22 protein-coding genes are annotated in these 19611 nt (G+C 35.6%); 16 read left to right on the forward strand and 6 right to left on the reverse strand.

The genetic code is table 11. The annotated features are described in order from the left end of the window. Positions 1 to 3: 3 nt before the first annotated feature. The gene (locus WBG21_RS09645) at positions 4 to 2841 is read right to left on the reverse strand and encodes a TonB-dependent receptor (RefSeq protein ID WP_340077324.1); all 2838 of its coding nucleotides are present in this window, start codon (positions 2839 to 2841) and stop codon (positions 4 to 6) included. Between the two features lie 180 nt (positions 2842 to 3021). On the opposite strand from WBG21_RS09645, the gene WBG21_RS09650 reads away from it, so the two are divergent. The 5 genes from WBG21_RS09650 to WBG21_RS09670 all read left to right on the forward strand — a co-directional run bounded on the left by WBG21_RS09650 (position 3022) and on the right by WBG21_RS09670 (position 6455). Beyond that, positions 3022 to 3708 carry a response regulator transcription factor gene (locus WBG21_RS09650; protein WP_340077326.1) on the forward strand — a complete coding sequence of 229 codons (687 nt, stop codon included), beginning with the start codon at positions 3022 to 3024 and terminating at the stop codon, positions 3706 to 3708. Next, complete coding sequence (locus WBG21_RS09655) at positions 3708 to 4751, forward strand: sensor histidine kinase (protein WP_340077328.1); 1044 nt, start codon at positions 3708 to 3710, stop codon at positions 4749 to 4751. The genes WBG21_RS09650 and WBG21_RS09655 overlap by 1 nt, the downstream gene beginning before the upstream one ends. Before the next feature lie 69 nt (positions 4752 to 4820). Next, positions 4821 to 5495 (forward strand): tRNA (guanosine(46)-N7)-methyltransferase TrmB, encoded by a 675-nt coding sequence (trmB, locus tag WBG21_RS09660; protein ID WP_340077330.1) that lies wholly within the window; start codon positions 4821 to 4823, stop codon positions 5493 to 5495. Continuing rightward, entirely contained in the window at positions 5495 to 6136 is a 642-nt protein-coding gene (locus WBG21_RS09665) for a LysE family transporter (protein WP_340077332.1), read from the forward strand. Before trmB ends, WBG21_RS09665 begins: the two co-directional genes overlap by 1 nt. Next, positions 6123 to 6455 carry an MGMT family protein gene (locus WBG21_RS09670; protein ID WP_340077334.1) on the forward strand — a complete coding sequence of 111 codons (333 nt, stop codon included), beginning with the start codon at positions 6123 to 6125 and terminating at the stop codon, positions 6453 to 6455. The genes WBG21_RS09665 and WBG21_RS09670 overlap by 14 nt, the downstream gene beginning before the upstream one ends. Here WBG21_RS09670 and WBG21_RS09675 read toward each other — a convergent pair. Next, positions 6452 to 6859, reverse strand: a complete 408-nt coding sequence (locus tag WBG21_RS09675) for a hypothetical protein (protein ID WP_340077336.1) — start codon at positions 6857 to 6859, stop codon at positions 6452 to 6454. The genes WBG21_RS09670 and WBG21_RS09675 overlap by 4 nt on opposite strands. A 348-nt stretch (positions 6860 to 7207) precedes the next feature. On the opposite strand from WBG21_RS09675, the gene WBG21_RS09680 reads away from it, so the two are divergent. The 5 genes from WBG21_RS09680 to WBG21_RS09700 all read left to right on the forward strand — a co-directional run bounded on the left by WBG21_RS09680 (position 7208) and on the right by WBG21_RS09700 (position 10561). After that, positions 7208 to 8338 carry an Mrp/NBP35 family ATP-binding protein gene (locus WBG21_RS09680; protein ID WP_340077338.1) on the forward strand — a complete coding sequence of 377 codons (1131 nt, stop codon included), beginning with the start codon at positions 7208 to 7210 and terminating at the stop codon, positions 8336 to 8338. 1 nt (position 8339) lies between these two features. After that, complete coding sequence (locus WBG21_RS09685) at positions 8340 to 8579, forward strand: NifU family protein (protein ID WP_340077340.1); 240 nt, start codon at positions 8340 to 8342, stop codon at positions 8577 to 8579. 135 nt (positions 8580 to 8714) lie between these two features. Continuing rightward, positions 8715 to 9767, forward strand: coding sequence for an NAD(P)/FAD-dependent oxidoreductase (locus tag WBG21_RS09690; protein ID WP_340077342.1), 1053 nt, complete (start codon positions 8715 to 8717; stop codon positions 9765 to 9767). Between the two features lie 50 nt (positions 9768 to 9817). After that, positions 9818 to 10165, forward strand: coding sequence for a four helix bundle protein (locus tag WBG21_RS09695; protein ID WP_340077344.1), 348 nt, complete (start codon positions 9818 to 9820; stop codon positions 10163 to 10165). Positions 10166 to 10240: 75 nt separating this feature from the next. Then, positions 10241 to 10561: a 2Fe-2S iron-sulfur cluster-binding protein gene (locus WBG21_RS09700; protein WP_340077346.1), complete on the forward strand. Its 321-nt coding sequence runs from the start codon at positions 10241 to 10243 to the stop codon at positions 10559 to 10561. Here the strand turns inward: WBG21_RS09700 and WBG21_RS09705 are convergent. Both WBG21_RS09705 and WBG21_RS09710 read right to left on the reverse strand, forming a co-directional pair. Continuing rightward, positions 10558 to 11535: an NHL repeat-containing protein gene (locus tag WBG21_RS09705; protein WP_340077348.1), complete on the reverse strand. Its 978-nt coding sequence runs from the start codon at positions 11533 to 11535 to the stop codon at positions 10558 to 10560. The genes WBG21_RS09700 and WBG21_RS09705 overlap by 4 nt on opposite strands. Positions 11536 to 11748: 213 nt before the next feature. Next, positions 11749 to 12177, reverse strand: a complete 429-nt coding sequence (locus WBG21_RS09710; RefSeq protein ID WP_340077350.1) for a hypothetical protein — start codon at positions 12175 to 12177, stop codon at positions 11749 to 11751. 207 nt (positions 12178 to 12384) lie between these two features. Here WBG21_RS09710 and WBG21_RS09715 point away from each other — a divergent pair, with 207 nt between their 5' ends. Further along, on the forward strand, positions 12385 to 13110 hold the full coding sequence (locus tag WBG21_RS09715) for a glycerophosphodiester phosphodiesterase (RefSeq protein ID WP_340077352.1): 726 nt from the start codon (positions 12385 to 12387) through the stop codon (positions 13108 to 13110). Next, on the forward strand, positions 13107 to 14330 hold the full coding sequence (locus tag WBG21_RS09720; RefSeq protein WP_340077354.1) for a BaiN/RdsA family NAD(P)/FAD-dependent oxidoreductase: 1224 nt from the start codon (positions 13107 to 13109) through the stop codon (positions 14328 to 14330). Before WBG21_RS09715 ends, WBG21_RS09720 begins: the two co-directional genes overlap by 4 nt. Here WBG21_RS09720 and WBG21_RS09725 read toward each other — a convergent pair. After that, positions 14327 to 14803: a TspO/MBR family protein gene (locus WBG21_RS09725; protein ID WP_340077356.1), complete on the reverse strand. Its 477-nt coding sequence runs from the start codon at positions 14801 to 14803 to the stop codon at positions 14327 to 14329. The genes WBG21_RS09720 and WBG21_RS09725 overlap by 4 nt on opposite strands. 97 nt (positions 14804 to 14900) lie before the next feature. Here WBG21_RS09725 and WBG21_RS09730 point away from each other — a divergent pair, with 97 nt between their 5' ends. The 4 genes from WBG21_RS09730 to WBG21_RS09745 are packed head-to-tail and all read left to right on the forward strand — an operon-like array spanning position 14901 to position 18782. Beyond that, on the forward strand, positions 14901 to 15983 hold the full coding sequence (locus WBG21_RS09730) for a diphosphomevalonate decarboxylase (RefSeq protein WP_340077358.1): 1083 nt from the start codon (positions 14901 to 14903) through the stop codon (positions 15981 to 15983). 45 nt (positions 15984 to 16028) lie between these two features. After that, on the forward strand, positions 16029 to 16967 hold the full coding sequence (locus WBG21_RS09735; protein WP_340077360.1) for a mevalonate kinase family protein: 939 nt from the start codon (positions 16029 to 16031) through the stop codon (positions 16965 to 16967). 11 nt (positions 16968 to 16978) lie between these two features. Continuing rightward, on the forward strand, positions 16979 to 17884 hold the full coding sequence (locus WBG21_RS09740; protein ID WP_340077362.1) for a geranylgeranylglycerol-phosphate geranylgeranyltransferase: 906 nt from the start codon (positions 16979 to 16981) through the stop codon (positions 17882 to 17884). A gap of 52 nt (positions 17885 to 17936) precedes the next feature. Further along, entirely contained in the window at positions 17937 to 18782 is an 846-nt protein-coding gene (locus tag WBG21_RS09745) for a pseudouridine synthase (protein WP_340077364.1), read from the forward strand. A 6-nt stretch (positions 18783 to 18788) separates the two neighbouring features. Here the strand turns inward: WBG21_RS09745 and WBG21_RS09750 are convergent, their stop codons facing one another. Continuing rightward, positions 18789 to 19508 (reverse strand): aspartate/glutamate racemase family protein, encoded by a 720-nt coding sequence (locus WBG21_RS09750; protein ID WP_340077366.1) that lies wholly within the window; start codon positions 19506 to 19508, stop codon positions 18789 to 18791. Positions 19509 to 19611 lie beyond the last annotated feature (103 nt).

Below are 19611 nucleotides of genomic sequence, written 5' to 3' on the forward strand. Positions count from 1 at the left end.
TATTTAAAATTTATATGTAAGGCCTAGACTAAAATCCATTCCCAGTTTAAAAGAGCTTACGGTAAATTCGCGATTTAGATCTTCTTGATCTTGATAGCGTTCAATAGTAGGGTTTAATAAATTTTTCCCTTTTATAGAAACCTCCCAATGGTCGCCAATACTATCTTGGAAATTAAAATTCAAGGTGCCGAACCCTTTTTCGAAAACATCTCCGATGGTGTTTCCTCCTGCAGCATAGATCCGGTCACCAAAGAAATTAAAGTCAAGCGTAGAGGATATTTTATGATTGCCAAATTCTTTAGCATAATTGATGTCAGCATTTACGATATAGGGCGATGCTCCTTGTAACTTTCTTTTGGTATTGGTAGGCACAATAGATACTGGTTCGCTGGAACCTCCTAAATCAAAATCAATAGTAGTATTAGAGTCTATGGATACTTCAGTAATCATACCGGTAGCATTTACACCAAACGTCCAATTGTCCCACCCGGTATCTTCTCCCCCTCCAAACCATTTACTGAGTTTTTGGCGGTATTCAAATTCGATCCCGAAGATGGTGGCATCTTCTGAGTTGATAAAAGAGTTATTGTTATTTGCAGAAGACGTACGCACTTTTTCAATAGGCTTGTCTAGGTATTTGGCAAAAGCTGTAAAGGCAATGAGTTCTCCTGCTTCTGGGAATATTTCGTATTTAATGTCTACATTGTAATTGTCAGAATTGACCAGACCGGGGTTACCAATAGTTACCTCAAAGACATCTTCATCTAAAAAGGGTGCTGTTTCTGTGAATAATGGCAGTGTAACTGTTTTACTGGCTGCAAAACGAAGGTTAGAGGTTTCGCTAAGTGCATATTTAAAACCTAATGAAGGCAAGACAAATGTTTCATCGATGGTTCCTTTTAAGAAGTCCAAGGAAATACTTCCTTCAGGACGGAAAAAGATGTTTTGGGTAAATTCTTCTACACGTATACCGGCTAATAGTGTAAACTTATCACTTGTAGCCCACTGAAGGTCTGCAAACCCGGCATAGTTGTCAAAGTCAGCCTTGTATGTATTTTGTGGTCGTTGGAACTCTAATACATGATAGGTTTCGTTTTCAAAATTTTCTTGATTTAAAAGTGCATCAGGATTGTTAATGTCAACAGGTACATTCTCCAGTTGGTCAAAAATGATATTTAGCTGATTGGCTTCAAAATTTCTTCGTTTGTCGCGCACATTGCTACCTATAGTCAACTTGCTTTTATATAAGCCGTCTTCATCTTTATCAAAGTTGATATCTAAACTTACGTTTGTAGAAATATCATGCTCTGTTAATTCTTGCCAAAAGCGTTGGTTGTTACCGGCGTCAGGGTTTCCAATATTTCCAAACACGACGTCTCCATTAGCTAATTCAGTAAAAAATAATTGACGCCTGTCTGGAATATTGCCTAATGTATAATTGTATGCGGTGCCCCAATTCAATACATATTTTCGATCATTGAACTTATGTTGTCCTTTTAACTGGTTCGTAATCAAGCTATTTTGCTGATAGGTACCTCTTCGTATTGATAAAATAAGCTCGTCTAACTCTCCGGGCTCTCCGGCAATTTCCCTAAGCTCGTCTTGGGTGTCGTTTACCCAAAGGGTGGTAAAGGAAAGTGTATTATTAGGGTCAAAACGGTACGTAAGACTTCCTAAAGCGGTTGCATTGGTTTTGTATGTATAACGCTCATAGAAACCTTCGAGCGAGGACCTGAAGATTTCACCATCTGCATTTCGGACAGTTTCAAAACCATCTTCGGTAGCGTTTCGTTCAGAACTGAAAGCCAAGCTAAAAAGGAGATCTAATTGGTCTTCATTTTTAAAATTGAAGCGTTTTCCACCTGAAATACTTAACCCAATATTTGGAAGGTTGTTGAAACGTTCTTCCGGGTTGAAAGAAGTATCGAATTGATATATGGGTATTAATCGGCTATCGTAAGATAGATCAGGGATTCGTTGAAATGCTTTTACAATGGATGGGATCCTGCGGGCACCGTCGTCAATTCCGAAAAAGTCATATTTTCCACCATTCAATAAGAAGAAATCCCCAAAAGTAGCATTGGAGTTAGCACCTGTGCTTAAACCGATTTGTAGAAAACCAGCTCCAGGGTTCTCTTTGGTATTGATATCAACACTTGCGCCGGCATAATCACCATATAAAAGTGGAGAATATGTTTTGAAGATCCCTAAATTTTCCACAATATTCGTTGGGAAAATATCCAGGGTTATCAATTTTTGTTTGGGGTTTAGTGAAGGCAATGGAAACCCGTTCAAATAAGCATTGTTGTAACGGTCCCCTAAACCTCTTACATACAGTTTATTACTTTGTGTAGCAACACCACTTGCTTTTGAAAGCCCGGTAGCCACATCACTAATACCTCTTATAGAGAGCTCTTCTGAACCTATTTTAGTTTGAATGGTAGCAGCATTTTTTTGCTCTAGCAAAAGGGCTATTTGCGATTCTTTCCTTACAGTAGTAGTGATAACCACTTCGTCTAATGCTTGTGCATCCTGGCTTAACCCGGCATTTATTTCAGTTACTTTACCGGCAACAACTTCTACATTTGGAATTTCCAGTGTTTGATAACCTATAAAACTTATAACTACTATATACGTTCCCGGGGCTATATTTCCAATTTGGTATAACCCGTCAAAATCAGTAGTAGTCCCTTTTGTAGTTCCTTTTATGAGGATATTTGCAAATGGGAGCGGGTCATCATTTAGCTCTTTATCAGTTATTTTACCAACAATACTTCCTTGCTCTTGTGCTAGGGATGCAGTAGTAATCAAAAGTGCTAACAGTATAAATAGGTACTTCATCTTGTTTTTTATAAATTCACGAGGCAAATAAACAAGCTGATTGTAAAGATGGAGTTATACACAAGTTAAACGTCCGTAATCTAAATGTTACCTTTGTGTTATGATATTAAATGAATGTTAACCGCTTCTCTTTTTTAATATTATCTTTATTTTTGAGAGAAAATCACAACCAAAATCACAATGAAAAAAAAGGATATTAAAATTCTACTTGTTGATGATGAACCGGATATATTAGAGATTATTGGGTATAATTTAAGTACAGAAGGATATCAGGTCTCAACAGCTAAAAATGGTGTTGAGGCTGTTTCAAAAGCTAAAAAAGAAGAACCACATCTTATCATTATGGATGTAATGATGCCTGAAATGGATGGTATTGAAGCTTGTGAGCAGATAAGAAAAATCCCTAAGTTAAATAATGCCATCATTACTTTTTTGACTGCCCGGGGAGAAGATTATTCGCAAGTAGCAGGGTTTGAAGCAGGAGCAGATGATTATATTACAAAACCTATAAAACCTAAGGTGCTGGTCAGTAAGGTAAAAGCATTGTTAAGGCGATTAAAAGAGGAAAGTCAAGAAGCGTCCACTATTAACAAAATAGGAGATTTAGTGATTAATCGTGATGAGTATAAAATTGTAAAAAATAGTAAAGAGATTATTTTACCACGCAAAGAATTTGAACTCCTCTCATTATTAGCTTCTAGACCAGGTAAAGTTTTTAAAAGAGAAGAGATTTTAGACAAAGTATGGGGCAACGAGGTAATTGTTGGGGGGAGAACTATAGATGTCCATATTCGAAAACTTCGGGAAAAGATTGGGGATAACCACTTCAAGACAGTAAAAGGAGTAGGTTATAAGTACGTGCTTTAATGGCTAGAAAATTAAAAAAATCATATCGTTTTGCGATAAGAACATCTTTGTTTATCACAGTGTTTTCAGCACTATTGGCAACACTGCTCATGTATTTCTTGTCTGAAATTAATATCCTTTTTATAGTTGGTCTTGCTTTTTTAATTTTTAGTATTTCTTTTATTGTTCTTCAACAGAGTGTAGAAAAATTTATTTACAGACGTGTTAAAAAAATCTACGATGATGTTTCCTTACTAGAGTCCAGCACATTTCACAACCAGCCTATTACAACAAACATGACAACGCTTACCAGAGAGATCGAAAAGTTTGCAAAGGATAAAAAATTAGAGATCGAAACATTAAAAGTCCGGGAAGCATATCGTAAAGAATTTATGGGGAATGTATCTCATGAGTTAAAAACCCCACTTTTTACAGTTCAAGGGTACATTCATACGCTGTTAGATGGTGCTATGGAGGATAAAGCAGTAAGGAAAAAATATTTGCAACGGGCAGCTAAGGGAGTAGAGCGGTTAATATATATTATAAAAGACCTGGACATGATCACCAAGCTTGAAATAGGAGATGTGCGTTTAGAGTATGAAGATTTTAACATTGTAGAACTCATTAGCAATGTGTTTGAGTTGTTAGAGATGAAAGCTTCCAAAAAAGAAATTACATTGATGTTTGATATGGACTATAATAAACCCATATTAGTACATGCAGATAAAGAAAAAATACAGCAAGTACTAACCAATCTGATTGTAAACTCTATAAAATATGGCAAAAAAGGCGGCACCACAGAAGTAAGTATCGAGAACTTAATTAAAAATAAAGTAATTGTTAGGGTAACAGATAATGGTGAAGGTATTGAAAAACATAATATCCCACGGTTATTTGAACGCTTTTTCAGAGTTGATAAGAGTGGTAGCCGGAAAGAGGGGGGTTCAGGGTTAGGACTGTCCATTGTTAAGCATATTATTGAAGCACACAATGAAAAAATATATGTAGAAAGCGTTTTTGGTGTTGGCTCTGAGTTTTCCTTTACACTTGAAAAAGCCAAATAATACCCCAACCCTATTCCAAGAGTAATCTATAAGATTTCCTTAATTTTGTCGAAGTGTTAAAATATTATCTTGGGGAGCAAAAACAAATTAAAGCGTTTTAAAGAAAACGAAACTTTTGAAAATGTTATTCAGCCAAAAAGAGAGGCGCTATTAACAGGCGAATACATTTATAAAGGGAATTGGCATGAGTTGGTCTTCAAGAATGACAATCCTATTGTTCTTGAATTAGGTTGTGGGAAGGGTGAGTATACCGTAAACCTTGCAAGAAAATATCCCGAAAAAAATTTTATAGGAATTGATATAAAAGGTGCCCGATTCTGGAGAGGGGCTAAAACAGCTACGGAGGAAGCCTTAAAAAATGTGATTTTTATCCGGACACAAATAGAATTAGTAGATCTTGTTTTTGGAAAAGGGGAAGTGTCAGAAATATGGATAACATTTCCCGACCCACAAGTAAAATACAAACGTACTAAACACCGGCTCACAAATACGGTATTTCTGGAAAAATATAAAATCATTCTTAAAAAAGAAGGGGTTCTTCATCTAAAAACAGATAGTGAATTTATGCATGGCTATACACTTGGCTTGTTACATGGATTGGGATATGAAATTATATATGCACACCATGATATATATAGCAATGCACATGCCCCTGAAGAGGCAACAGCTATAAAAACATTTTATGAGATGCAGTACTTAGAGCAAAAAAAGCCCATTACATATATAAAATTTAAACTTGAATAATGGTACACTTGGTTATTTTATTCTTTGCTACATTTTCAGCTGCATTGATGGCTACAGTACCTCCGGGATTGTTGAACATGAATGCCGCTAAGATAGCTGTTAAAAAAGGAAAATCAGACGGTATTTTATTTTCTTTAGGGATATCTACAACCGTAGTTTTACAGGCCTATGTAGCAGTGCTTATCTCCAAATATTTATATAATAACCCTTTTGTTCTTGATATTCTTTTAAAAATAGCCATTATTATATTTGCCGGATTTGCCATTTATTTTTTCCTTATGGCAAGAAAAAATAGGAAAAAAAAGATAACAGTACGGGATGTAAGCAAAAAAAACAGTTTTTTTAAAGGGCTGTTGTTGGCTCCGCTAAATGTTCTTATTATTCCTTATTATTCGGGATTGAATGCGGCTTGGAATGTCTCAGGGTGGATAAAATTTGAATGGCAGGACATCCTTATTTTCATATTAGCAGCCGGAATGGGTACTTTTTCAATGTTGTATATGTATGTAGTTTACTTTAATAAGATGGAATCTAAAACAAATCGTTTTTCAAAATACTCCGATTATATTTTGAGTGTACTCATGCTAATTTTGGTGGTTATAACCTTTATCAGAATTATTTATAGAGATGAGGCCGGATAATCAAAACTTTTTCCAACGCGTGTATGATATAGCAGTGCTGATTCCTTACGGTAGGGTAACCTCTTATGGAGCTATTGCAAAATACTTAGGGGCAGCAAGAAGTGCCCGGATGGTTGGTTGGGCAATGAACGCATCTACAGGAATAGAGCGTGTTCCTGCCCATAGAGTAGTGAACAGAAAAGGAATCCTTACCGGAAAACATCACTTTCAAGGAACCGATCTTATGCAACAGCTTTTAGAAAATGAGGGTATAAAAGTGGAGAGCAATCAAATTATTGATTTTGAAAAACATTTTTGGGATCCTTCAAAAGAACTTTAAACGTTGAAATGTTCTTTTACTGCAGCCACTATTTGATTTTCAGTTAAACTATCAGAAGTAGCAACATCAATTTTCTTGTTATTAAATGCTACTCTTGTATCCAACAACTTTTTCAACTCATTTTTTGCCTCGGCAGGCCCAAAAATAAATAATGCTTCCGATTGTGTTACAGCATCTGCCACTTTTGAATAGTAATCGTTTAGCTGTTTCTTCAATTTACTTTCATTGGTCTTTTCATGATTTCCGTATTGATCTCCGAAGCGGGTATAGGATTTACCCTCACCCTCTTCACGAACTTGAAAGTCAATATCGGACTTTATGTTAGTTATATCATGTTGTCCTTCATTTAATATTACAATAAAAGCTTGTTTTTTATCAATCCATATACCTGTTTGAGCACTCATATTTTATAAAATATAGTTTTAACCATTCCGTAATGCAAGATAAAAAAATAATCAACAAAGAAAATATGAGAATTATCAGGTATACTCCCTTCATTTTTTCAATTCTTTGCACTTAATGGATAAGCCTGTTTGGACATTGCCGAATTCTATGAAGAAGCTTTACAATATCGAATGTATCATCTATCTTTGTAATTTAGAATCAATTTAATTAAAAAGAGAGCCAACATTGGGGATACAAGGGGCAATTAGATATTAAATAAAACTAGCAACGGTAACCTAGAAAAATAGCAAATAAAGTATTTAACGGTGAACTGTTAGCTATAAAGCTGTCAACTATAAAGAACAAAAATGAAGTTAGACAAAAAAGAAGTACAAAAAGCGTTGGAAACCATATCTGCTCCCGGAGAAGGGAAAAACATGATAGAAAGCGGGGCAGTTACTAATATAATGACATTTGGAGATGAAGTTGTTGTAGATGTTACCATAACAAACCCTAGCCTTCAGGCGCGAAAAAAGACAGAAGTAGAAATCCTAAAAGCAATTCATGAGCATGTTTATGAAAAAGCAAAAGTGAAAGCGAATATAAAGGTAGAAACTTCTGAAAAGCCTACCATAAAAGGAAAACCCATTCCGGGGATTAATAATATCATTGCAATAGCTTCCGGAAAAGGAGGAGTAGGAAAATCTACTGTTACAGCCAATCTGGCAGTTACGCTTGCTAAAATGGGCTTTAGTGTTGGCTTGTTAGATGCAGATATCTATGGCCCGTCCATACCCATTATGTTTGATGTAGCCAATGAGAAACCATTAGCAGTTACCATAGAAGGAAAATCTAAAATGAAGCCTGTAGAAAACTATGGCGTTAAAATATTGTCCATAGGGTTTTTTACTCAGCCCAACCAAGCAGTAATATGGCGGGGGCCAATGGCTTCAAAGGCGCTTAACCAAATGATTTTTGATGCTGCTTGGGGAACGTTGGATTTCTTATTGATAGACCTTCCTCCGGGAACTGGGGATATCCACCTGAGCATTATGCAGTCCCTTCCCATAACAGGTGCGGTTGTAGTAAGTACCCCTCAAAATATTGCATTGGCCGATGCAAGAAAAGGCGTCGCAATGTTTCAGCAAGAAAGCATCAATGTCCCTGTTTTGGGAATTATAGAAAACATGGCCTATTTTACACCGGAAGAACTCCCTGAAAATAAATACTATATTTTCGGGAAGCAAGGTGCTAAGAACCTCTCAGAAGATCTAGACGTGCCCTTTTTAGGAGAGTTGCCATTAGCACAAAGTATCAGGGAAGCAGGTGATGTTGGCCGCCCGGCGGCTTTGCAAATGGCCACCCCTTTAGAAGAAGCATTTGAAACTATAGTGAGGAATGTAGTACAGGAAGTAGTGAAAAGAAATGAAAATCTCCCTCCCACAGAAGCTATAAAGATCGCAACTATGGCAGGTTGTGCAGCAGTTAAAAAGAAATAGGATGACAACACAAGAAATTAAAAAAAATGTAGAAAAAGCACTGGATGAAATCCGTCCATTTCTCGAAAGTGATGGAGGTAATATTTCATTAGTTTCTATAGATAATGATAAATTGGTAAAGGTTCGTTTAGAAGGTGCTTGCGTAGGGTGCAGCGTCAATCAAATGACGTTGAAAAGCGGTGTAGAAATGACCATCAAAAAATATGCGCCACAAATAGAAGAAGTCATTAATGTAGAATAATTAAGAAATGCGTTATGAAGCTGTCTAAAAAATATGTTTTTCTGTCAATTCGAGTGCAGTCGAGAATGCTATCAATATGATGTATTTAAAAGTTTTGCGACATTTTAGGCAGTTTTAGCTTATAGACATATGAATATGATAAAAACTGACATACTCATCATAGGAGCAGGCCCTACAGGGCTTTTTGCCGTTTTTGAAGCCGGATTATTAAAACTGAAATGCCACTTGATAGATGCACTTCCACAACCTGGAGGGCAATGTGCTGAGATTTATCCCAAAAAGCCTATCTATGATATTCCTGGCTTTCCTGAGGTTTTGGCAGGGGACTTGGTAGACAATTTAATGGAACAAATCAAGCCTTTTTCGCCGGGATTTACCCTTGGGGAACGTGCAGAAATGATTAAAAAACAAGAAGATGGCTCTTTTATTGTGACTACCAATAAAGGAACACAACATCAGGCACCTATTGTGGCTATTGCAGGAGGGTTGGGGAGTTTTGAGCCGCGGAAACCCCTTATTGAAAACATTGTTGATTATGAAGATAAAGGAGTAGAATACATTATCCGAAACCCTGAAATGTATAAAGGGAAGAAAGTTGTCATTGCTGGTGGAGGCGATTCAGCGTTGGATTGGAGCATTTATCTGGCAGCTACTGCTGATGAAGTAACCTTGGTACACCGCAGAAATGAATTTAGAGGAGCGCTCGATTCTGTTGAAAAAGTACAAGCACTTAAAAGAGATGGGAAAATTAACCTAATAACCCCTGCTGAGATTGTAAAATTGCAAGGAGATGGAAAATTAGAGGCGGTTGTTATTCAAAAAGAAGGGGAAGAAATTTTAAAGGAAACAGATCATTTTATCCCATTATTTGGACTTTCCCCTAAATTAGGACCCATTGCAAATTGGGGATTGGAGATAGAGAAAAATGCGATTAAAGTAGACAATAGCTTAGATTACCAAACCAATATTCCCGGTATCTATGCCATTGGCGATGTGAATACTTATCCAGGAAAGTTAAAGCTCATCCTTTGTGGGTTTCATGAAGCCACCTTAATGTGCCAGAGTGCCTATCAGCGGATATTTCCCAATAAAAAATACGTCATGAAATATACTACAGTAAGTGGTATAGATGGTTTTGATGGAAGTAGAAAAGAAGCTGAGAAAGCAGTAGTGCGGACTATCGAATAGGAATTAGGAAGCAAGGGATTAGTAAATTCAGTAAAAAATGAAAACTGGTAATGGCTATAAAAAGATTTGAGGAGATGATTTTATGGCAAAAATCACAAGAATTTGCTGTTATTGTTTATGCTCATTTTTCCGGATGTAAGGATTATGGTTTTAAAGATCAGATTACGCGAGCTTCTGTTTCTATATCCAATAATATTGCTGAAGGGTTTGAACGAAACACCAATCCTGATTTTAAAAGGTTTTTGTATTTTGCAGCGGGTTCTAATAGCGAGGTGAGGTCAATGTTGTATTTAGCAGAAAAGTTGACTTTTATATCAGCAAAAAAATCAGAACAAATGATTGAAAAATCTAATGAGATAAGCAAAATGATTTATGGACTTATCAAGTCACTTAAATAAAACTTCAATTATTAAAAAATCCTTCACCGATGTCTTTAACCCCTAACCCTTAATTATTAACTACTAATTCCTAGAATGGACATTAAGATCAAGATAAAAGACAGGGAAGGTGCTGTACATGAAGTAGCTGCCCCTACCGATATGGCGATGAACCTTATGGAGCTATGCAAAGCCTATGAGTTACCAGTAGAAGGCACTTGCGGTGGTATGGCGATGTGTGCTTCCTGCCAGTGCTATATTTTATCTACGGATATCTTACTGCCTGAAAAGAGCGATGATGAAGAAGCCATGCTTTCAGAAGCCTTTTATGTAAAAGAAAATAGCCGGCTGGGATGTCAGATACCTATTACTGAAGAATTGGATGGGCTAGAAATAGAACTGGCTCCGGAGGCTTAATTAATTTTCAACCGGCGGATAATAATATTGTCAAGACTATCGATAGGTTGAATACTTCTTTCTTTATAATTTACACCACTTCTTATTTGGGAATTAACAATAAAATGATAGCTACCTAATCCTATTTCTCCTGTTGTAGAAGAATCAAATTCTTCCCCTGAGTCAAGCAATTCAACCTCAGTGATGGCTGTTCGGTTTTTATTTAAATAAAATTTTGAAACTTTTATGCTTTGATGACCTATTAGCATGTTATCATAATAAGTAAGGCCATCAATACCTTTTGCATTAATAGAATTAGGGGTATCTATAAGTTTATATTCTTTAGTATTCGGATCAATATTAATAATCCCTTGAGTAGAAGACACAAATAATGTATTTGTTGATTGGTCATAAGTGATTCCATTTAAAAAAGAAAATCCTTCGGGTTTGAGAAAAACTTCTAGGTTATCTTTTTCATGTTTAATTCTATATACTTTATTTGTTATACTTTCCGTGATATAAACATCACCATTAGGTAAGACAGTTAGATCATTAAAAAATACTTTGGGTTTGTTCAAAGAATAAGATTTTAAAAGCTTTCTTTGCTTTGTATCAAAAGCTATGACACTTGTCATCCAATCTTCCTTTTTATGAGGATCTAATAATGGCATTACTTCATTAGCATGTGAATTGTTTACCCACAGAATGCCTCTAGCTTCATCTACTTCCATACCTGTAGGACTCCATATATCTGTATCCTTTTTATAAGAATAAAAATCTTTTATTTTCCCTTGGGGAGTAATTGCTATTATTTTTCTTTTATGAGTACTTCCAATATATAAAACCCCTGTTATAGTATCGAAAGCAACTCCTTCAGGGATAAGGTCTTTTTCTGTTATAATAATATCTTCATTGATGAAACTTTTAGGAGCTTTTTTGTTACAACTAAGAATAATAAAAGCTGATGATAAGATAAGAAAGCTAAAACGGTTCATATTATACAGGGTTGAATGAGTAGTCAAGTATATTTAAAACTGGACGATAATTATGATGAAAATATTATAAAATTAAAATGATGGGTACTAACAAAGCTTAGATAAGTTTGGTCACAAAAAAATATCGAAGAAGTATAAGAATCTTATAAATACATTCTATTTATAAAGATTTTAAATACCCTTCGATACTTTGATACTTTTTTAAATCGTTTCTTATTCTTTTTTTGCCATTCCTTTATATACTAAAGCAATAGACATGCCAATTATACCATAATGTATAATGCTCCATACACCATCTACAGCTCTTGCTGTCATGTCATCAGCATCCATAACACCATACATGAGTATCCACACACCAAAACCTAAGAAAAGGCCTATCCATGCACCAAATTCAAACCCTTCTTTAGCGCTATGGATCCCTCTGGCCCATTTGGAATAAACTGTTGACATAACAAATGCTTGTATTAGGCATCCCAATGCAATAAATAACATATTGGGTTCTGCCCGCATAATGGCTTTAGCCCCTTCAGTAGTGTGGCTGTCGAAAAAACTGGCAGCGATCATGTCATAAAAAATCCAACCACCGAAGAAAAGAATAATAAACCCTACGATGGTGGCAACTAAATTTGCTTTTGAAAACATATGAATTGATTTTTAGTTAGTTACTATATTACGAATATAACAATTTATTTTTGAGAATATTACAAAAATTTAACATTAAAAATATCAAATTCTCATTATTAAAATTTAAGATTGCTACTGCATTATTTAAACCAAGAAATCATGAAAATGATCCTCTTAAGAATCTTCCTTACCTTGTCACTGTTTATGACCATAACCTGTGTTGATATGAAAAAAGAACTAATCAAAAATGAAAACCTTCTTGTTATAGGACATCGGGGAGCTATGGGTTATGAGACTGAAAACACATTATCATCTGTACAAAAAGCATTAGACTTCGATGTTGATGCCATAGAAATTGATGTATTTAAAATTGAAACCGAAGAAATTATAGTTTTTCATGACTCAAGGGTAGAAAGGCTTACGAATGGTTTTGGAAAAATAGAAAATAAAACCCTTGCACAAGTAAAAAAGTTAACACTTAAAGGCGGTCATATGATCCCGTTGCTAGAAGATGTAATTAAGCTCATAGATGGGAGCTGCAAATTGAATATCGAATTAAAAGGAGCAGGTACGGCAAAAGAAGTGAAACAAATTATTGATAAGGCGGTAAATAATAAATCGTGGAAAGAGGAAGACTTTATTATATCCAGTTTTAATTGGGACGAATTAAGGTCTTACAGACAGTTAGATGAAAAAGCTTTGATAGCCATATTGACAGAAGGAAACCCTATAAAAGCAATACCTGTTGCAAAAGAATTAAATGCAATAGCCATTAACCCTAATTACAAAGACCTAACCCCTGAAAATATTTCTGAAATTCACAAAGAAGGATTTAAAGTTTATACATGGACAGTTAATAAACCAAAACACATTGAAAAAATGAAACGACTGGGTGTAGATGGTATATTCACGAATTATCCTGACAGAATAGAAAAAGTTGTTGAAGAGTGAAGAAAGATGTTATTATTGTAGGAGGAGGAGCGGCTGGTTTTTTTGCAGGGATACATATAGTAGAAAGAAATCCTAGCCTTAAAGTAGCCATACTGGAACGAGGAAAAGAAGTACTTACAAAAGTAAAAATATCAGGAGGGGGCCGTTGTAATGTAACACATGCTGAGTTTGATCCTTTTGAACTAAGTAAACATTATCCCAGAGGAGCAAAAGAATTGCGGGGCCCTTTTCATTCGTTTTCTCCCAAAGGTATAATTGCATTCTTCCAAAAGCGAGGGATAAAATTGAAAACAGAAGCAGATGGGCGTATGTTCCCTGTTACCAATTCATCTCAAACCATTATAGATTGTTTTGTTTCAGAAACCCAGCGTTTAGGAATAGACATATTAAAAAACCATTCCGTAAAAATTATCAAAAAAAGTCAAGATGATTGGAAATTATCAACCAATCAAGGAATTTTTGAAGCGGAAAAATTGTTGATTGCCTCAGGGAGCAATCCAAAAATATGGCAAAACCTTAAACAATTGGGACACCATATCATTCCACCCGTTCCTTCATTGTTCACTTTCAATATAAAGGATGGCAGGATTGAAGGACTGGCAGGATTAAGTGTTTTGGCAGCCATTGAAGTGGTATCAGGGATTAAAAAGAAATTAAAAATTGAAGGCCCTTTGCTCATCACACATTGGGGCATGAGTGGTCCCGTTGTTTTAAAGCTTTCTGCTTGGGCCGCAAGAGAATTACATGCTTTAGAGCACCAATTTCAAATACAAATAAACTGGTTGCCTGGAGAAACTTTTGACTCAGTAGGGAGTGTATTAAAAAAACACAAACAAATAGAAGCTAAAAAATTAGTGGTTAATATATGTCCTTTCGACTTTCCCAAACGCTTATGGCAACGATTGGTGTTGGTTTGTGGTATTCAGGAAGAAGACCGTTGGGCAGAAATCACTAAAAAACAACTAAATGAATTATGCAATCAACTTACACAAGGAGTTTATCAAGTAAAAGGGAAAAGTACGTTCAAAGAAGAATTTGTGACCGCCGGAGGGATCGATTTGAAAGAAGTCAATTTTAAAACGTTTGAGAGTAAACTTCATAAAAACCTCTATTTTGCAGGAGAAGTATTGAATATTGATGCGATTACAGGAGGATTTAATTTTCAAAATGCCTGGACAGGGGCTTATATGGCTGCAAATGCCATAGCGGCAACTACTTAATTCAATTCCCAGATTTTATAGTTAAGAACTGCAGCAAAACACACCCAGAGTAGATAAGGAACCATAAGATATGCAGCAGTTTTATCAATTATTTTGAACCACTTTATAGTAAGAACGATTAAAATAAGTAAGGTTAAAATTATCAGTAATGCCCAAAAGGGTTCTTTAAAACCAAAAAAAACAATACTCCACAGTCCATTAAAAAGTAGCTGGAAGCCAAAATGATACAAAGCTGTTTTTACCCAAACATGGTAAAAACCTCTTGCCCATACAATCCCTGCAGCAATTCCCATCATTATGTAAAGAACGGTCCAAACAGGGGCAAAAAGCCAATTAGGAGGTGTAAAAACAGGCTTGTTTAATGTTACGTACCAATCATTTACAGAGCTTCGGGTAGCAAAACTCGATAAAAAACCAATAAGTAGGCACACAGCTACTGAAATGGCAATTCGGATAATGCGTTTTTTTGTCATAAACGGCGGTTAGTACATCACTAAAATAGTAATTTATTTGACGTAAACAATAACATGTTAGAACCTAAATACTACCTTTGTTCAAACAAAATAATATATGACTGAAGAAGCATTTATACCTGCTCCCTATACAAAAATAATTGATAACGGGACAGTTGCATGGAAGGCCCCTAGTAATATTGCATTAGTTAAGTACTGGGGAAAAAAAGCCAATCAAATTCCTGCAAACCCTTCCATTAGTTTTACATTAAGCAATTGTACGACTGCTACTGAAGTTACTTTTAATAAGTTGCCAAAAAAAACAGAGTCCTATTCTTTTGAGCTTTTTTTTGAAGGGAAACCTAAGGATGAATTCAGACCAAAAATTGATGCATTTTTTGAACGTATTGAAAGCTATGTGCCCTTTATAAGATCCTGTCATTTTACTATAAAAACTACTAATTCTTTTCCACATAGTAGCGGAATAGCCTCATCAGCCAGTAGTATGAGTGCTTTAGCACTGTGCCTTATGAGTATTGAAAAAACGCTCAACCCTGAAATAACAGAGACTTTTTTTAAACGAAAAGCATCTTTCTTGGCACGATTAGGATCGGGCAGTGCATGCCGTAGCATAGAAGGAAATGTAGTGGTTTGGGGAAATCATGAAATGATAAAAGGAAGCTCAGACATATATGGAATACCATATCCTTATGAGGTACATGAAGTGTTTAGAAAATACCAAGACACTATTTTATTGGTTGATAAAGGCGTAAAACAAGTAAGTAGTACACTCGGGCATAATTTAATGAAGGGGCACCCATTTGCAGAGAGCCGTTTTTTGCAAGCGCATAAAAACCTGGACAACCTTCGACAAATATTTAAAGAAGGAGATATCCAAAAATTTATTCAAGTAATAGAAAGTGAGGCATTGACCTTGCATGCGATGATGATGACAAGCACCCCGTATTTTATATTAATGAGGCCAAACACGCTAGAAATAATTAATAAGATATGGTTGTTTAGAAAAGCAACAGGCTCTAAAGTATGTTTTACATTAGATGCCGGAGCCAATGTTCATCTTTTATATCCGGAGGAAGAGAAAGCAAAAGTTTTGGAATTTATTAAGAATGAGTTAGTTGCGTATTGTGAAAACGAACAGTATATTTGTGATTGTATTGGTTTTGGGGCGAAAAAAATATAACTTGCTTTCAAATACAATAAATAACAGCCGATTATACATTAAAATATGAAAGGACCTTTGTTTTATGCTAAAATTCTCCTTTTTGGCGAATACGGAATTATTAAAGATTCTAAAGGGCTATCAATACCTTATAGCTTTTATAATGGAGGATTAAAGCTAGCTTCAGAACCTGATCAGGAGATGAAGCGATCCAATGAAAACCTCAAAAAATTTGCTGATTATCTAGAAGTGCTTCAAAAAGAACAATCCGAATTAGTAACCTTTGATTTAAATGCGTTAAAAAAAGACATAACATCTGGGATGTATTTTGACAGTAGTATTCCGCAAGGCTATGGAGTAGGTAGTAGTGGGGCTTTGGTAGCTGCTGTTTATGATAAATATGCAAATGATAAAATTACAGTCCTTGAAAATTTAACCAGAGAAAAGTTGCTCAAACTTAAAGTGATATTTGGGGCGATGGAATCTTTTTTTCATGGAAAATCTTCGGGCTTAGACCCTCTCAATAGCTATTTGAGCATCCCAATCCTTATCAATTCCAAGGACAATATAGAGCCTACCGGCATTCCTTCTCAAAAGAAAAAAGGGAAAGGAGCTGTATTTTTATTAGACAGTGGTATAACAGGTGAAACTGCACCAATGGTGAGCATCTTTATGGAAAGCATGAAGCAGGAAGGCTTTCGTAAAATGATAAAAGACCAATTTGTTAAACATACAGATGCCTGTGTGGAAGACTTTCTTAAGGGAGACATAAAGTCACTTTTTGGAAACCTAAAGCAATTGTCACATGTAGTTTTAGACAATTTTAAGCCAATGATCCCTGCGCAATTTCACAAGCTTTGGAAGGAAGGGATTGAAACAAATGACTATTATCTAAAACTTTGTGGTTCAGGCGGTGGAGGGTATATCTTAGGCTTTACACAAGACATTGAAAGAACCAGAAAATCACTTAATAACTATCATTTAGAGGTGGTTTATAACTTCTAACCCCCATCTCTATGATAAGCCGGAGAAACAAACTGATTGTCCTCAAGTTTTTGAGCCTTTTTTCAGTGGTTCGGGGGTACAATGTACTTGTTATTACCATTGCACAATATTTAGCTTCCATTTATATCCTGGCTCCCGATTGGCCATTGCGGAAAGTAGTGTTAGATAGTAATCTTTTTGCTATTGTAACAGCGTCTGCACTAGCAATAGCTTCCGGATATATCATCAATAATTTTTATGATGCAGAAAAAGACCTGATCAATCGGCCAAGAAAAACAATGCTTGATAGGTTGGTAAGTCAAAACACCAAATTATCCGGCTATTTTATCCTCAATCTTATGTCGGTCATTTTTGCCAGTTATGTATCCTTTCGCGCAGTTGTTTTTTTCTCTGCATATATATTTGGTATCTGGCTGTACTCGCACCGACTTAAAAAAATCCCATTTGTTGGGAACCTCGTAGCAGCATTATTGGCAATTACACCTTTCTTTGCGGTATTTATCTACTATAAAAATGTTGAAACAGTCATTTTTGTACATGCTACTTTTTTGTTTGTACTCATCGCCATGCGGGAACTTGTAAAAGATTTGGAAAATTTAAAAGGGGATTTAATAACAGGATATAAGACCATACCGGTGCTTTATGGAGAAAATGTGTCCAAAATATTTTTAACAGTACTGGCGCTTTTTACCTTAGTTCCTTCCTATCTCTTGATTGCCTATTTTTCAATTGGCTATATGTACCTTTATTTTTATGCAAGTGCTGTTTTACTAATCGTTTTCATATTCTTTTTATGGAAGTCTAAGTATAAACTCCATTACATTGTGTTACATTCTATTTTAAAATTAATCATTGTAGCAGGGGTGTTCAGTATCCTATTGATTGACATTGACTTAGTTTTAAATAGGATACTATAAAAGTTTTACGCTCCCTCTTTTTACTTTACTACCTTTGCAACAAATTCTTTTTATGAGTAGGACAGATAAAAATAAAGGTGGAAAAGCTTCTGGGAGACAAGGAGGGCAATATCGGAAGAAGAGCTATGCAAGAGGAAATGCACCCATAAAAACACAGCGAAATGTTACATCCAAAACCTATAAAGAACCGAACGAGCTACGTTTGAATAAATACATTGCGAATTCCGGGATCTGTTCACGCCGCGATGCGGACATTTATATAGTGTCGGGGAATGTAATAGTTAACGGTAAAGTAATCACAGAACTGGGTTATAAGGTAAAGTTGGCTGACGAAGTCCGTTTTGATGGAAAACTCATTACCCCCGAAAAAAAAGAATATGTATTACTCAACAAACCCAAAGGATTTATTACTACTACAAAAGATGAGAAAGGAAGGCGTACGGTCATGGAACTCGTATCAAAAGCATCTAAATCCAGATTAGTGCCAGTAGGTCGTTTAGATAGAAATACTATCGGATTATTATTGTTTACCAATGATGGCGAATTGGCTAAGAAATTGACACACCCAAAGCATGGCATCCAAAAATTATATCATGTAGAACTAAATACCAGTTTGAAACATACCGATCTAAAAAAAATAGCAACGGGACTAACATTGGAAGATGGATTTGTAGAGGTAGATGATGTCAGCTATATAGAAGGTGCTCCAAAAAGAGAAGTAGGTATAAAAATTCATAGTGGTAGAAACCGTATTGTCCGTCGGATATTTGAACACTTAGGATATGAAGTAATTAAGTTAGACCGAGTGGTGTTTGCAGGCCTTACCAAAAAAGATTTACCACGAGGTACGTGGCGCCATCTTACCAAACAAGAGGTGATTAATTTAAAAATGTTATAACCTTTACTATTCTTTACTCAAAATAAAATCTACAGCAGCTTCTGCATGTAACAATGTAGTATTAAACGAGGGGATAGTTAAATCCTCTTCCTTTATAATTAAGGGAAACTCTGTGCACCCTAAAATGATCCCTTCTGCACCTTGATCTTGGAGCATTTTTATTTGACTGAGGACATATTGTTTCGTTGAGTCTTTAAAAATTCCTACTGTGAGTTCTTTTTGGATGATTTCATGCAGTTTTGATTGAGCAGCGGCATTAGGGACAATAACATCAACTTGGTAGTTTTCAGCAATCCTTTTTTTAATGAAGTCACCTTCCATAGTATATTTAGTCCCGATCAAACCAACTTTTTTAAGTTGTTTCTGTTTTATGGCCACTCCCGTTTTATCTGCAATATGGATTATTGGAATGTTTGACCCTTTTACGACCATATCATACACTTTATGTGGCGTATTAGCACAGAAAAGTACGCTTTCAGCTCCTGCGTTTTCTAGCTGCTTAGTTGCACCTATGAGCATAGCTGCAATACCGTCCCAATCATTGGCTTTTTGTAATTCAAATACTTTTTGTTGGTTTAGATTGTACATAACCAATGGAGGATTGGTATTATTGCCAAAAGAATCATTGACCATTTGATTGATATATCGATAATAATCGATGGTAGAATGCCAGGAGGTGCCTCCAATTAACCCTATAGTTTTCATGTCGGTTATACTGTCTGTCATAGTAACAGGTTTTATTGTCGAAGTATTATTAGAAAGCTGTTTTTTTTCTCCATTGCATGAAAGAGAAACACAAAATAATATGATTAAATAGCACTTTTTCATA

Origin of the sequence: Leptobacterium meishanense, assembly GCF_037645805.1 — a bacterium.
In the GTDB taxonomy this organism is placed as follows: domain Bacteria; phylum Bacteroidota; class Bacteroidia; order Flavobacteriales; family Flavobacteriaceae; genus Leptobacterium_A; species Leptobacterium_A meishanense.

Excerpts from the sequence above, each read along its gene's own strand:
- WBG21_RS09680 (WP_340077338.1), top strand. The coding sequence starts at position 7,208 with ATGAAGTTAGACAAAAAAGAAGTACAAAAAGCGTTGGAAACCATATCT.
- WBG21_RS09645 (WP_340077324.1), bottom strand. The coding sequence starts at position 2,841 with ATGAAGTACCTATTTATACTGTTAGCACTTTTGATTACTACTGCATCC.
- WBG21_RS09665 (WP_340077332.1), top strand. The coding sequence starts at position 5,495 with ATGGTACACTTGGTTATTTTATTCTTTGCTACATTTTCAGCTGCATTG.
- WBG21_RS09745 (WP_340077364.1), top strand. The coding sequence starts at position 17,937 with ATGAGTAGGACAGATAAAAATAAAGGTGGAAAAGCTTCTGGGAGACAA.
- WBG21_RS09740 (WP_340077362.1), top strand. The coding sequence starts at position 16,979 with ATGATAAGCCGGAGAAACAAACTGATTGTCCTCAAGTTTTTGAGCCTT.
- WBG21_RS09670 (WP_340077334.1), top strand. The coding sequence starts at position 6,123 with ATGAGGCCGGATAATCAAAACTTTTTCCAACGCGTGTATGATATAGCA.
- WBG21_RS09655 (WP_340077328.1), top strand. The coding sequence starts at position 3,708 with ATGGCTAGAAAATTAAAAAAATCATATCGTTTTGCGATAAGAACATCT.
- WBG21_RS09715 (WP_340077352.1), top strand. The coding sequence starts at position 12,385 with ATGAAAAAAGAACTAATCAAAAATGAAAACCTTCTTGTTATAGGACAT.
- WBG21_RS09695 (WP_340077344.1), top strand. The coding sequence starts at position 9,818 with ATGGCTATAAAAAGATTTGAGGAGATGATTTTATGGCAAAAATCACAA.
- WBG21_RS09730 (WP_340077358.1), top strand. The coding sequence starts at position 14,901 with ATGACTGAAGAAGCATTTATACCTGCTCCCTATACAAAAATAATTGAT.
- WBG21_RS09735 (WP_340077360.1), top strand. The coding sequence starts at position 16,029 with ATGAAAGGACCTTTGTTTTATGCTAAAATTCTCCTTTTTGGCGAATAC.
- WBG21_RS09675 (WP_340077336.1), bottom strand. The coding sequence starts at position 6,859 with ATGAGTGCTCAAACAGGTATATGGATTGATAAAAAACAAGCTTTTATT.
- WBG21_RS09650 (WP_340077326.1), top strand. The coding sequence starts at position 3,022 with ATGAAAAAAAAGGATATTAAAATTCTACTTGTTGATGATGAACCGGAT.
- WBG21_RS09705 (WP_340077348.1), bottom strand. The coding sequence starts at position 11,535 with ATGAACCGTTTTAGCTTTCTTATCTTATCATCAGCTTTTATTATTCTT.
- WBG21_RS09725 (WP_340077356.1), bottom strand. The coding sequence starts at position 14,803 with ATGACAAAAAAACGCATTATCCGAATTGCCATTTCAGTAGCTGTGTGC.
- WBG21_RS09750 (WP_340077366.1), bottom strand. The coding sequence starts at position 19,508 with ATGACAGACAGTATAACCGACATGAAAACTATAGGGTTAATTGGAGGC.
- WBG21_RS09685 (WP_340077340.1), top strand. The coding sequence starts at position 8,340 with ATGACAACACAAGAAATTAAAAAAAATGTAGAAAAAGCACTGGATGAA.
- WBG21_RS09700 (WP_340077346.1), top strand. The coding sequence starts at position 10,241 with ATGGACATTAAGATCAAGATAAAAGACAGGGAAGGTGCTGTACATGAA.
- WBG21_RS09690 (WP_340077342.1), top strand. The coding sequence starts at position 8,715 with ATGATAAAAACTGACATACTCATCATAGGAGCAGGCCCTACAGGGCTT.
- WBG21_RS09710 (WP_340077350.1), bottom strand. The coding sequence starts at position 12,177 with ATGTTTTCAAAAGCAAATTTAGTTGCCACCATCGTAGGGTTTATTATT.